Source organism: Paenibacillus donghaensis, assembly GCF_002192415.1.
Taxonomy (GTDB): Bacteria; Bacillota; Bacilli; order Paenibacillales; family Paenibacillaceae; genus Paenibacillus_AQ; species Paenibacillus_AQ donghaensis.
The window spans coordinates 2,577,034-2,589,417 of the sequence record NZ_CP021780.1 but is presented as its reverse complement, the minus strand read 5'-3'; the positions used below and the strand labels follow the sequence as shown (position 1 = coordinate 2,589,417).

At 51.0% G+C, this 12,384-nt stretch carries 14 protein-coding genes and 1 pseudogene; 1 reads left to right on the top strand and 14 read right to left on the bottom strand.

Annotated features, from left to right (window positions below):
• Positions 1-142: 142 nt before the first annotated feature.
• The 8 genes and pseudogenes from B9T62_RS11325 to B9T62_RS11295 form a co-directional block, all read right to left on the bottom strand.
• The gene (locus B9T62_RS11325) at positions 143-907 is read right to left on the bottom strand and encodes a M15 family metallopeptidase (protein WP_211296447.1); all 765 of its coding nucleotides are present in this window, start codon (positions 905-907) and stop codon (positions 143-145) included.
• Complete coding sequence (locus tag B9T62_RS41240) at positions 904-1,038, bottom strand: hypothetical protein (RefSeq protein ID WP_281257717.1); 135 nt, start codon at positions 1,036-1,038, stop codon at positions 904-906. The genes B9T62_RS11325 and B9T62_RS41240 overlap by 4 nt, the downstream gene beginning before the upstream one ends.
• A gap of 71 nt (positions 1,039-1,109) precedes the next feature.
• A complete protein-coding gene (locus B9T62_RS11320; protein ID WP_157685572.1) occupies positions 1,110-2,432 on the bottom strand; it encodes an FtsW/RodA/SpoVE family cell cycle protein in 1,323 nt (440 codons plus the stop codon).
• Positions 2,429-2,761 (bottom strand): PadR family transcriptional regulator, encoded by a 333-nt coding sequence (locus tag B9T62_RS11315; RefSeq protein WP_087915354.1) that lies wholly within the window; start codon positions 2,759-2,761, stop codon positions 2,429-2,431. The genes B9T62_RS11320 and B9T62_RS11315 overlap by 4 nt, the downstream gene beginning before the upstream one ends.
• 144 nt (positions 2,762-2,905) lie before the next feature.
• Positions 2,906-3,688, bottom strand: a complete 783-nt coding sequence (locus tag B9T62_RS11310; protein ID WP_087915353.1) for a DUF4097 family beta strand repeat-containing protein — start codon at positions 3,686-3,688, stop codon at positions 2,906-2,908.
• Positions 3,682-4,131, bottom strand: a complete 450-nt coding sequence (locus B9T62_RS11305; protein ID WP_157685571.1) for a flavodoxin domain-containing protein — start codon at positions 4,129-4,131, stop codon at positions 3,682-3,684. Before B9T62_RS11305 ends, B9T62_RS11310 begins: the two co-directional genes overlap by 7 nt.
• 203 nt (positions 4,132-4,334) lie before the next feature.
• Positions 4,335-5,788, bottom strand: a pseudogene (locus B9T62_RS11300) (DHA2 family efflux MFS transporter permease subunit).
• Between the two features lie 61 nt (positions 5,789-5,849).
• Positions 5,850-6,428, bottom strand: a complete 579-nt coding sequence (locus B9T62_RS11295) for a TetR/AcrR family transcriptional regulator (RefSeq protein ID WP_342746166.1) — start codon at positions 6,426-6,428, stop codon at positions 5,850-5,852.
• A gap of 603 nt (positions 6,429-7,031) precedes the next feature.
• On the opposite strand from B9T62_RS11295, the gene B9T62_RS11290 reads away from it, so the two are divergent.
• On the top strand, positions 7,032-7,472 hold the full coding sequence (locus B9T62_RS11290; RefSeq protein WP_087915350.1) for a DUF4395 domain-containing protein: 441 nt from the start codon (positions 7,032-7,034) through the stop codon (positions 7,470-7,472).
• A 67-nt stretch (positions 7,473-7,539) separates the two neighbouring features.
• Here B9T62_RS11290 and B9T62_RS11285 read toward each other — a convergent pair whose 3' ends face one another.
• From B9T62_RS11285 to B9T62_RS11260, 6 genes are all read right to left on the bottom strand, one after another.
• Positions 7,540-8,082 carry a hypothetical protein gene (locus B9T62_RS11285; protein WP_087915349.1) on the bottom strand — a complete coding sequence of 181 codons (543 nt, stop codon included), beginning with the start codon at positions 8,080-8,082 and terminating at the stop codon, positions 7,540-7,542.
• Positions 8,083-8,201: 119 nt separating this feature from the next.
• The gene (locus tag B9T62_RS11280; protein WP_087915348.1) at positions 8,202-8,471 is read right to left on the bottom strand and encodes a PQ-loop domain-containing transporter; all 270 of its coding nucleotides are present in this window, start codon (positions 8,469-8,471) and stop codon (positions 8,202-8,204) included.
• Positions 8,472-8,607: 136 nt separating this feature from the next.
• Entirely contained in the window at positions 8,608-9,576 is a 969-nt protein-coding gene (locus tag B9T62_RS11275; RefSeq protein WP_087915347.1) for an ROK family protein, read from the bottom strand.
• Positions 9,577-9,606: 30 nt separating this feature from the next.
• A complete protein-coding gene (locus B9T62_RS11270; RefSeq protein ID WP_087915346.1) occupies positions 9,607-10,392 on the bottom strand; it encodes an ABC transporter permease in 786 nt (261 codons plus the stop codon).
• A gap of 7 nt (positions 10,393-10,399) precedes the next feature.
• Positions 10,400-11,194, bottom strand: a complete 795-nt coding sequence (locus B9T62_RS11265; RefSeq protein WP_087920228.1) for an ABC transporter permease — start codon at positions 11,192-11,194, stop codon at positions 10,400-10,402.
• A 76-nt stretch (positions 11,195-11,270) separates the two neighbouring features.
• Positions 11,271-12,326: an ABC transporter ATP-binding protein gene (locus B9T62_RS11260; RefSeq protein ID WP_087915345.1), complete on the bottom strand. Its 1,056-nt coding sequence runs from the start codon at positions 12,324-12,326 to the stop codon at positions 11,271-11,273.
• Between the last annotated feature and the right edge of the window lie 58 nt (positions 12,327-12,384).

Below are 12,384 nucleotides of genomic sequence, written 5' to 3'. Positions count from 1 at the left end.
TTAATTTAATTTAAAGATACTCCTGCAATTTAGTCCTGTCAATCCCTCGGCATACAAAAAACAGGCCTCACCCCTATCTCCCGAAGGAGCGTAAGCAAAGCTTGTCTTGTCTGAAAACTAAATATCGGCTGCGGTCGTTCTTTTATTCCACCTTGAAATTGAAATACTGCTGCGGGAAAGGTTCCTTCACCAGTGTGAAATGCCACCATTCCTTGCTGTAAGGCTTAAAGCCGTGCTTGACCATCGCATTCTTCAGAATGGCACGATTTCGCTGCTGGGCGGGTGTGATCAGCTTCGTCTCATAATAAGAAATGCTGCCGAAAAAATCATACGGGCTGCCCATGTCCAGCTCCTCTCCACTCTTCGCATCCGCCAGGGTGAGATCAATCGTGCTGCCTCTGGAATGGCCGGATTTGCGGGCGATGAAGCCAAGCTTGAACAAATTGCGCTTATCCAGTGCCGGATAATACTGCGCCTTCATCTTCAGATCCGCTGCATTCTGCGACCAGCGGACAAAATGATTGACTGCCTGCTGCGGCCGGTAGGCATCATGAATCTTGAGAATGTAGCCTTTGGGTTCCAGCTCATCGCTTACCGCCTTCAGTGCCGCTGCTCCCTTGCTGGAATAAATCGCCAGCGGCGCCTTATAGCCGTCAATCCGTCTGCCTACAAAGTTATTGTCGCCGTAGTATCGGATTTCGTATTCCGCTGTTGGGATTACCTCATCCAGATAGACAAACCCCTGCGGGAAGGCCCGCTGCTTCTCAAGCCCCATCTGCTGCAGCACTTTATCGGCGGATGATCCGCTGTAAGCGGCAGAGGCCAGCTGAGGTCCAGCCGTTATCATCCCTATGGACAGCAGGAGCAAGAGCACCCGGAGGCTTGTGTTGCCGTACCGCTTTTTCATCTAATGAATTTCCCCTTTTCCTTCGGATCAGGCGTCAGAATTATACTGGTGTGCTCATAATCATAAGCCAGTGTGTTATCTGTGCCATAGAACATCTTCCACATGGAGTAGTTCAGCTCCTGATTTATCATCTCGGTGTCCTCCTTAGGATGCGTTGATACAGGTATACTTATTGTTGGACACGAGCGCTGCTTCTGAAACGTTAGCCGGAAATAGGGAGCTGATCGGGCCGTACAATATCCTTACGCCGGTAGATACCCATCAGCAGACCAAGTGCGGCGTATTCGAAGATAATATGCGATCCGTAGCTAAGGAATGGAAAAGGAATCGAGGTCAGTACCATCCGCCCGCTCATTGTCGCCAGTCCATAAGCGAGCCGCAGCCCCAGCATGACAGCCATCGCCAATACAAGTGCTTGTCCGTAGGAATGGCGGATCGCCCTAATAGCCTTGACAAGCCTGCTGAAGAACAGCACCCCGATGCTTATCAGAATCAATCCGCCTCCCCAGCCAAAAGAATAGATTAAATAGGCGGCTATCGTGTCCGTATACACATATGGCAGATTCTCCGGCAATACGCCGAAACCGTGTCCCCACCATCCCGCAGTGCTTATAGTCTCGCGTAACCTGTTATAGATGAAGCCGCTGGAATCAGGGTTAAGCTGCGGGTTAATGGCTCCTATAATATTGTCTCGTACATAATCACTGCTCATCCAGGATAGCATCACGGTCCCCCCAAGTATAAGCACCCCGGAAGCCAGCGCAATCAGATACTTGCGGGTAATGAAGGTATATAAGATCAGTGCTGCTACTAGATAGGTAGCTAATTCTGGAACAATAGCCGCATAAGCATAAGCCAGTGCCGGAGTCGTAACCATCGCTATTTCCTGTACATTGTTCTGCCAGCTTGGCACCGTCATGGATTTCCTTCTCTGAATCAAGATGCCCGCTACCGCAACAAGCAGCAGATAGGGAGTGAAGGAAATCAGATTAACGCGTAGCATCATCAAATGCATATAATATGCCTTTCCATTAATGGTAACACTGTTTAACATAGTTAATAAAATGATTCCAAGCGATGCTCCATATAGAAGCCAGGATATTTTGATAATTTTGCGATAATCAATGAAGTAGAACCCCACCATCAGCACGATTCCCAACACCATATTAACGGAATGATTTTCTAGAATATTTAAGTCATAGGGCAGTTCAACGGGACTAAACTGTATTGAACTCATCACAAGCAGACTAATTATGGACATTAACATCATAACCGCCAGCAGCCCCCACGGGATACGCGGCTTATGTACCTGATGCAGGCTCCGGCCAAGCTTGCGCGGCTCTCCCATCTGGGCAAGCGCCCAAGCAATGGCTTGTTCTCTGGATTCACCTAGCACTTCCCGCTCTGCAATCAAGTCTTCCAGATGGCTGCCCAGCTCCCGCCTGATCTCCGCATGCGCCTCTTGCGCGCTGACCTGTCCGCATACCTCATCCAGAAAATCCAGCTCCAGCTCTGACTTCATCATACGCCTTCCTCCCCCAGTACAGCGTCCACAGCCCCCCGGAATAATCGCCATTCCGCCCGCTTCTCCTTCAGCTTCTCTGTACCCTGCTCCAGAATACGGTAATATTTACGTTTGCGTCCTTCCACTTCCGTCCAGTAGGCCTCTACCCATCGTTCGTTCTCCATCGCATGCAGCAGCGGATAGAGCGTGCCTTCCTTTAAGGCAAACACACCTTGCGAACGCTGCTCCAGCGCTTTGATCAACTCATATCCATACAGTGGCTGTTCCGCCAGAAGCGTAAGCACCAGCGTACCAGTGCTGCCCTTCAGCATCTCTTTGCTCACCTTCATCCGTCAGTCTCCTTTCAACAGCTGTCTGTTATACATAGGATTACTATACATCGTTTATCTATGCTATGTAAACCCAATCTATGTAAATCCAAAATAAAAGCGCCCCCACAGGAGCGCTCCGAACTTCACTACTAGCGATTGTGCTCAGGCCATTTTCAGCAGCTTTATACTTCCTGTTGTGGATTTAAGAGTTACCGTATTGGTATTCGCTCCTGTTCCTCCCTTGAGCTGCTTGTTGCCCGTATTCCACGCCGTATCCACCGGAAAATCAGAATGAATGCTTCCTGTTCTTGTCCCCGCTTGCAGCATAAATTCCGTATCACCTGGAAGCTGTAAACGGATACTGCCAGTTGTAGTTGTAAGCGCAAGGTTCTGGTCTTCGACCTTATTGCAAGCAACATGCACTTTTCCTGAGCTTGACCGGACATTCAGGCTTCCGCAGCCGCTGTCCAATGTGATACTTCCGGTAGAGGTTTCAATCTCCGTATTCCTGGCATGATACTGCCCAATCTTGATCGCTGAGGACGCGCCTTTGATGACTATGGTATCCGCTTCCAGCGTACCGATGCTTATATTTCCGGTTGAGGTACGAAGGTCAATGGTATTCGCAGCCAGCCGCTCCGCTTCCAGCTTCCCTGTTGAGAGATGAATCGCCAGCATGGCCATTTGAGCAGGAGGGCAATAAATATCCAGCACAACCGCTTCATACAATGGAAAAAAAGACTTCCGTTCAATTCCCACCACAAGTGTATGATTGTCGATGGCCGAGACCAGTCTCAGCCCCTGCAGGGCTTTTCCGTGGAGAACCAGCTTCAGCTCTTGGCTGTCCTCAGCAGGAATAACATGAACATTTAACATGTCCAGCTCAACCTTCAAGGAATGAAACTCCTTCATAGCGTAGCTGTGGCTATCTTGAATCTTCAGCATACGTAAGCCTCCTTCCGAAGATTCTCGGCGAAACTGCGCGCGCCTTGCAGATCAAGTGGGTCGGGATGTCCTTTTTTGTCCAGGTTGAAGCCTAGCGGGCTGAATTCGCCGGAGCAATGATATTCCGCTACGACCTTGCAGCCTTTCGCTGAGAGCTGAGCCGTAAGCTGCTGCTGGTTCTTAAATTCACCCGAGCCTGATGTGCAGAAAATAAATACATTGCGGTTCTCAACAGGCATTCGACGGATAAAACGGGCCAGCTTCCGGTGAACCTTAGAGGCATAAATTCCTGATCCGAAACCTATCAGATCATAGTGGCCAAGCATCTCGGGACGGACATCCTCAACCTTGGCAAGCTCTGCCTCCAGCACCGCCGCCATAACCTTGGCAATCTGTTCTGTGTTCTTGCGGTGGACAGATTTGTAGATAATCAGTGTCTTCATAGTACGCACCTCTATCATTAAGGATGTGAATGAATATATTTATGTTCATTCATAATGTATCATATCTTATAGCTCCTTACAATCGCCTGGCATGCTGTTTCTATCCGTAATATTGACATTTCCAGGAACAATTTATATATAGAAAAGAACACACCCTCATAGCAGATGTGTTCTCCTGTAAACTCTATATAAGAATCTGTTCCTTAGTGCATCGAGGTTTGCGCTTTGTGCTGCACAATAACCCGTTTCAAGAAGAAAGCCACGACCAGACCTACAACCGAAACAATCATTCCGAAGATAAAGGCGTTCTGCACCCCATTGGTGAATGCAGGCAGCACGTTGGCCGGATCGGCAGGGTTCTCAACCCCTCTCAGATAACTGTTCGTTCCAGCCGTCATGATGCTGACCGCAAGTGCCGTACCGATTGCACCGGCAACCTGCTGCAAAGTGTTCATAATAGCCGTTCCATCCGGGTACAGCTCCATCGGCAGCTGGTTGATCCCGTTGGTCTGGGCAGGCATGAAGATCATCGATACCCCGATCATCAGCGCACTGTGCAGTACGATTACGAATACGACAGTAGAGGTTGCCGTAATCCCGGAGAAGAACCACAGCGATACAGCGATAATGATCAGGCCGGGAATTACCAGCCATTTCGGTCCGTATTTATCAAACAGACGGCCCATAATTGGCGACATCAAGCCGTTGATGATCCCCCCGGCAGCAAGAGCAGGCCTGCCTTAAAGGCGGAGTAGCCTTGACCACGCTGAAGGTACATTGGCAGAATCAGCATCGACGACAGGATGATCATCATGGCGATGAAGACCATAACCACCCCAACCACGAACATTGGATATTTGAAAGCACGCATGTTAATCATCGGCTGCTTCATATAGATCTGGCGGAAGACAAACAGTGCCAGGGCGATCAGCCCTGCAGCAATGGAGTAGATTACCTTCTCACTGCTCCAGCCGGCGGATTCTCCCGCGCTGCTGAACCCGAAGACAATACCGCCAAAACCAACGGAGGATAACAGAATCGACAGCAGATCAATCGGCGGTTTGGTAACCTTGGTGACATTCTGCATGAAGAAGAATCCGCTGATCAGAGCAATCACCAGGAAAGGCAGCGACAGCCAGAAGATCCAGTGCCAGCTGAGGCTTTCGATCAGGAGACCGGCAATCGTTGGCCCTACTGCGGGAGCAACCATGATCACCAGGCCGATCAGGCCCATCGCTGCGCCTCGTTTCTCAGGCGGAATAATAACCAGAATCGTGTTGAACATCAGCGGGAGCAGCAGCGCCGTTCCCATCGCCTGAACTACACGGGCTGTAAGCAGGAACTCGAAACTTGGGGAAATAGCAGCCAGGAAAGTGCCAATAATAGATAACGTAAGAGCAGCCATAAACAGCTGTCTTGTAGAGAACCATTGCAGCAGCAATCCAGAAATCGGCACCAGAATGCCCAGGGTAAGCAGATAAGCCGTTGTCAGCCATTGAGCGGTATGAGGTTCAATGTTCAGCACCATCATCAGGTCTGTAAGAGCGACATTAAGCGCCGTTTCACTGAACATGCCGATGAATCCGGCCAGCAGCAATGATACCAGAATGGGGATAACCTTGAAATTATTGCCTTGTGTTGATGAAGATCCTTGCATAGTAGCTTCCACTCTCTTGTATCCTCCTGAAATAAATGTTTTGTCTTTATCTCTATTTGTCTTAACCAAGTATTGCAGGGATGCTCTTTGCTGCCGCCAGCAGCGGCTGCACATCCCGGTAAGTCAGCGCTTGAAGCAGTGCTCCTTCGAACAACGAGAGGATCACCGAAGCTTTATCGTATGCGTCTTGTACATTCTCTCCTTCCTTCACCAGACATTCGGCAATAACCTCTTGCCAGTCCTTGAACACCGATTGGGAGGCCTGCCGCAGCTCCTGGCTGATGCAGGACGTTTCGACCGCCAGCCAGAAGCTGAACGGAACTAATCCAACGAAGTCGGAATCCGCTGCCTCCTCCGCCATACCCAGAATGAAATCGGACATCGCCTCCGAACCTGTTGCCCGGTTCTCCACGAAATAACGGAGCTGACCGGCCACCATCTCGCTGGTGCGGTTAATGCAGGTCAAGGCCAGTTCCTCTTTGCCATGCGGGAAATAATAATACAGAGAGCCTTTGGGCGAATCACTGTCCTTGATAATCTGATTCAACCCAGTTGCATGATAGCCTTGGGTAAAAAACAGTTTCGAAGCGGTATCCACAATCGCTTCGCGTGTATTCGGCTTGTTTGACAAGCAAGACACTTCCTTTACAGCCATCCATTATAACAATTGGTCTACATAATATAATCATATATTTAAGCTATAAGTCAACGATTATTTATTTCTATTTTTAAACTTCTTAGAACCCTGCGAGGATATAGAAGGTTTACTTGCGAAGGTTAGGGATCGCACTACCGTAATCCAAACCCTCCCCCATCCTAACTTCAGGTAACCTACGTCCTAACGGACCGTATAGCTCCTGTTTCCTCATTTCTGCGCTGGTTTGGAATGTAACGGACCGCATAGCCTCTATATCGGAAAAACAGGCCTTACCTAGTGGGTTTTGGCTTGAATAGGGGCTCCTGAGTCCGTTAGAGCTGCAAAACAAGCCTTTTTACAGCAAATAGGGGCTCCTGAGTCCGTTAATAGTCTGAAAGTTAATCGCTGGTTACCGGCGACAGCCTTCCTTTGTTATGCTTAGCCTCCTTGTCGCACGATGTGGTATGACTGGCTCGGACGAGTAACACAAGGAACACAAGGGGGCTCTAAGTAGTAACCTAATTTTAGACTTTTTGCTATACTCCTGTTCTAATCGAATATCCTGAGTTATACTTTGATTATTCCCATATGAAAGGTGTGTTATAAATGAGCGAACCTTCGATTTCCAGAGGTATTCCCCGTCCGCTGGTCAAGACGAACCAGGCCGTTATTGTACTTTCGGTGCTGCTCTCCTGGCTGACAGGCCAATTCTGGATTCTGGCCCTGCCGCTGGTAAGCGGCCTGCTCGGACTACTCTTTGGGTATAATCCAGTGATTAAGCTGGCTTCCCATTTCCTGAGACGGGAACGATCAGCTTATCTGCTGGAGGATTGGGATCAGCAGCAGTTTAACCAGAGCATTGCCGTGTTCTGTCTGGCTGCTGGTCTTATCAGCTCTATCGCCGGCTGGACGCTGGCTGCCTATCTGTTCACCGCGATGGTTGCCATAGCGGCTACAGTTGCTATTCTTGGCTTCTGCATCGGCTGCTACATTCATTTTCAATGGAGAATGTACAAATACAGACAGCAGCAGCGCAGCAATCCATAAGCAACAGCCCAACCCCGAGGAGTTGGACTGTTCCACCTGTGATCCGGCACAAGTCTAGTTCAGCTTATCAGGCTTCCCCCTTCCGCTCTTCACCGGCAACATTCCAGCGGTGGCGGTATTTCAGCAGCCGCGGATGAGCAGCGGACGGACTCTCCGAGAGGATCAGCCGCAGCTTAACGATCCACTCCTCGAAGGAGGAGAAGGACGCGAACTGATTCGCCATCTCCGGTGTCAAATAGAGAAACAACGGAGAGGGATACACCTCCGCAATATGACGAAGAGCAGAGTCCAGCGGTGTATATTTCTTGCGTTTGCCTTCCAGGGCTTCAACGGTGATAAACGAACGCCCTTGCTCTCTTTTCCATTCATGCAGCCGGTCCTCCCGTTTATGATAAGGCTGAACCGGTTCCTTGCTCATCCTTCTGACGGTCTGCTCATGCAGCGGATACAGCACCAGCTTGGTGAATTGGCGGTCCGTGGCCTCCTTGGCAGCAGCCATCAGCTCATAGTCGCTGATCTTCTCAAAGGAATCGTAGAATACCAGCGTCCCTTTGCGCTGCTCCGGCGGCGGCTCATATCCATAGGGGACATGCTGAATTTCTCTTGTCATAGGGTTCCCTCCCGACATGCGTTATCGTACTATCATATCATGCGCCAGCTGGAATATCACACCATCTGCCTCAGCCTGTCCGATATTCAGGCAGCAAAAGCGTGCTGAACCAACTGCCCTCACCTTGATCGAAACCGCAGCATCAGCACCACCACCACGGATACCACACTGAGCGACAGGCTGTTGGTGATCAGAAAAGCAAGGCCAACCCCGCTCAGCGAAAGATGGATCGCATAAACCTCCATCAGACCGATCCCCAGCAGCATCAGCAAATAGGATTTCAAGCTTAAATCAGCTACGGATCTGGTTCTGAGAATCTGCATAATCTGTGGAATCCATCCTACGGACAGAATAATCCCTCCAACCAGTTGCATTGCCGAAAACCACATATTACATTCCCCCTAATCCTCCCAGTCTATGCGTCTCTGACTATCCGGGTGCTTGGCCTATGAGCCAATTAACGCCGAAAGCCCCTTCAGCCGCAGAACAAAACCTGTGCGGATGAAGGGGCTTATACTGTTAAGGCTATGAATTGAGCTGCTGCGCCGCATATACCGCGGCGCCCAATGTGCCTGAGCCGCTGCCCAGTTCGGCCTGAACAATCCGGCACCTGCTGCCGGATAGCTTCAAGGCATGCGCCTTCACCGTCTCTCTGACGGTGTTCAGCAGCCGGTCGCCCGCTGCCGCCATCCCTCCGCCAATGATAATTAATTCCGGATTCAACAGATTGATTACATTCGCCAGCCCGAAGCCAAGCACCGTACCGGTCTCATGCATCACCTCCACGGCCAGCGGGTCCGCCTCATCATAGGCCTCCGAGATCATCAGCGCAGTAATGCGCTCTTCCTGTCCCTGCGTCCACTCCTGTATGAGGCTCGTTTTGCCTTCAGCCAGCTTTTCCTTGAAGGTATTAACCATGCCCAGCGCCGACACATATCTGCCCAGGCAGCCGGAGCTGCCGCACCTGCAGGGACGTCCTTCACGGTACATATTCATGTGTCCGATTTCTCCGGCGCTGTAGGTGGTTCCGTAGACGACCTTTCCATCATTTACGATCCCTGAGCCTAGACCTGTACCCAGTGTCAGCAGCACCAGATTACTGTAGCCTCTACCCGCCCCATGCTGCCATTCGCCGTACAGATTGACCCTGACATCGTTGTCCATATAGATGGGGAAATCATAATTCGGGGATAACTCTGCAATCACATGAATGTCTTCCCAATCCGGGAAGTTCGGCGAGAACTGCGAGACTCCGGCTACCGGGTCCAGCAGACCGGGAATGCCTAGGCCCATCGCCTGCACCCGGTCCAGGGGAATAGCAGCAGATTCCAGCACCAGCCGGGCCGCAAGCCGGATACGATCCAGCACATGGGTCGGACCTGCCGCAGCCTCTGTAGGTATGCTGAGCTCCTTGATTCGCGTAAACTCCTGGTCATAGACTCCTGCCTTAATATTGGTCCCGCCTAAATCGATGCCGATAATATAGGATCTCATAAAGCCCTCCTGCTTGATTAATGATGAGAGTTATGAACCTGCACCCTTATAACGTCTGACCCCGTAATTCCAGGCCAACAGGCCAATCCCCATAAATACAGCACCCACCACGGGTGTCAGCAGCGCCATGCCCCGCATCTCCTCGCGCTGCAGGAACAACGCCGCCGGATAGATGCCGACAAAGGCGAACGGAATCACCCACGTCAGCAGCACCTGAATCGCCCGGTTGTAGATCGTTACCGGATAACGGCCATAGGTCTGGATGTTGTACATCAGTGGAAGAATGCCCGTTGGCGCATCGGAGTAGAACGACAGTGAAGTGAGCGTAGTATAGATTCCGGTGTAGATGGCTGTCGCTCCCAGGGTAAGCAGAATCAGTGCGGGAATCGTCCACCATTCAAACGGAAGTCCCAGATTAGCGCCGCTGATCGCCATGATAATCAGTCCAATCAATGAACCGAACAGAGACGGCGGATCGATATTCTCCAGCAGGATTTGGAACAAATTATGGGCTGGACGCGTCAGCACGCGGTCCATCTCGCCTTTGACAATATAACGCTCGCTGAAGCCCCACAAGTTCACGAAACAGCTGAAGACCCCAAAAGGGACCATAAAGAAGCCATAGACAAAAACCACCTCATTTTGGCTCCAGCCGCCAAGGCTGTCTGTGTGCATAAAAATAACCAGAATAAAAATAAAGTTGGTTGCCTGGAACAGCAGATCAGACACGACCTCGACCCAAAAATCCGCACGGTAGGTCAGCCGGGTTTTCATATAATTTTTTAGATATTCGACAATTAATCCCAGATAATACATCTCTGCCTCACCCTCCCTGCACGAACAGCCGCCGGCGCGCCGCATGATTTAACCAGACCATCGGAATCAGCAGGACCAGAAACCAAAAAACCTGGATGCCAAGCACATTCCAAATGCCGACGCCTTGGACACGACCCGTGAATACGGAGCCCGGAAGGTAGGTGATCGCCTGAAACGGCAGCACCTCAAGTACGGAGGAGAGCCAGCCCGGAAACAGGCTTATTGGCACGATCAGTCCGGAGAACAGGTCGACCACCACCCGCTTCATGCGCATCATGCCTTCATTATTTTCCACGAAAAAGGCGGACAGTCCGGTAATCACATTAATCTGCGAATTGATCAGGAAGCTGAAGAAGAGCATCACCAGGAAGCCGGCCCAGGACGAGAGTTCAGTCGGCAGCTCCACGGGAAACAGCAGCATGGCGATACCCATCCCGGGAATCATAAACAGCATGAAGCGGAACATCCCTTCGCCGAGTCCCTGCATCATCTTGACCAGGACATAGTTATACGGCCGGATGAACTGAATCGCAATGCTGCCATCGCGGATATCCGTTGAGATTTCCCTGTCCAAATTGTTGAAATAAAAGGCCCGGGCCATCCAGGATACAGCAACATAAGAGGTCATCTGCGAAGCCGTGAAACCGCCCAAGGATTGGCCGGTGCCGTAAATGGCCATCCAGGTGAAATAATTCACGCCGATGTTCAGTGAATAAATCAGGATGCCTGAATAATAGTTAACACGGTAAGCCAGCATCGTCAGGAAACGGATGCGGATGAAATCCAGATAAGCGCCCAGCAGCAGTCGGCGTCCATTACGCTCTGAGCGATCTACCGAAGAGCCTCCCGCGGAAGTAGATACGGCGGGTTTAAGCTTATTAGACATGCAGGGCCTCTTTCTCACCCTTAAGCGCAGCTGCCATTTCGTTCGGTTTCTCCGCAGAGCCGGATTGATAAATGCTACGGACGATATCGTCGGTGTTGGTCTCGATGATTTTGATATCGGTAATGTCTGCCTGGCCTACAACACGGCCCAGTACATCTGATACATTCAGCTCCAGAGGAATCCATACCTTGGCTCCCAGGTCGTTCTCGGCGGACCAAGTGACAGGCAGTCCTTCCGTCCAGCGCTCGAGCTGGGACAGCTTCGTGGCGTTGCCGAATTGGAACAGCACCTCGCGTCCGGTTCCCCAGCGCTGCTTCAGATCCTCCAGCCCGCCGTCATAAATAATCCGGCCGTCATCCAGCATAATTACGCGTGAACAGAGCGCTTCAATATCCTGCAGATCATGTGTGGTCAGCAGGATTGTGGTGCCATGGTCGCGGTTCATGTCCTTCAGAAACTGGCGAATTTCCGATTTGACCACGATATCCAGTCCGATCGTAGGTTCATCCAGGAACACAATCGATGGATTGTGCAGGAGAGCCGCCACCAGCTCGCAGCGCATCCGTTGGCCCAGACTAAGCTTGCGGACCGGACGATTCAGCAGATCCTGCAGTTCCAGCCGCTCCACCAGCTCGTCCAGCCGCTGCTTGAAATCGGCTTCCGGCACACGGTATACCTTGCGCAGCAGCTGGAACGATTCAATTACCCCGATGTCCCACCACAGCTGGCTGCGCTGGCCGAAGACAACACCGATGTTGCGGACGAACTTCTCGCGTTCCAGGTAAGGGACGAAACCTCCGACAGACAGGCTGCCAGAGGTAGGCACAAGAATGCCGCTCAGCATCTTGATTGTCGTCGATTTACCCGCCCCATTCTCACCTATGTACCCGCAGATCTCGCCTTGAGGAATGGTGAAGGAAATATCCTTGACGGCGGTGACTTCCGTATATTCCCGTTTAAACAAATCAGCGAAGGCCCCTTTGAGGCCCTCGCGGTTTTTTTGGACTTTGAAGGTTTTGTTCAAGTCCTGCACTTGAATGGCGTTCATAGTATACCTCGCTAAGCTTTAGAGTTGGGTTCAGTACCCCATTATAATAGAAGAAAGC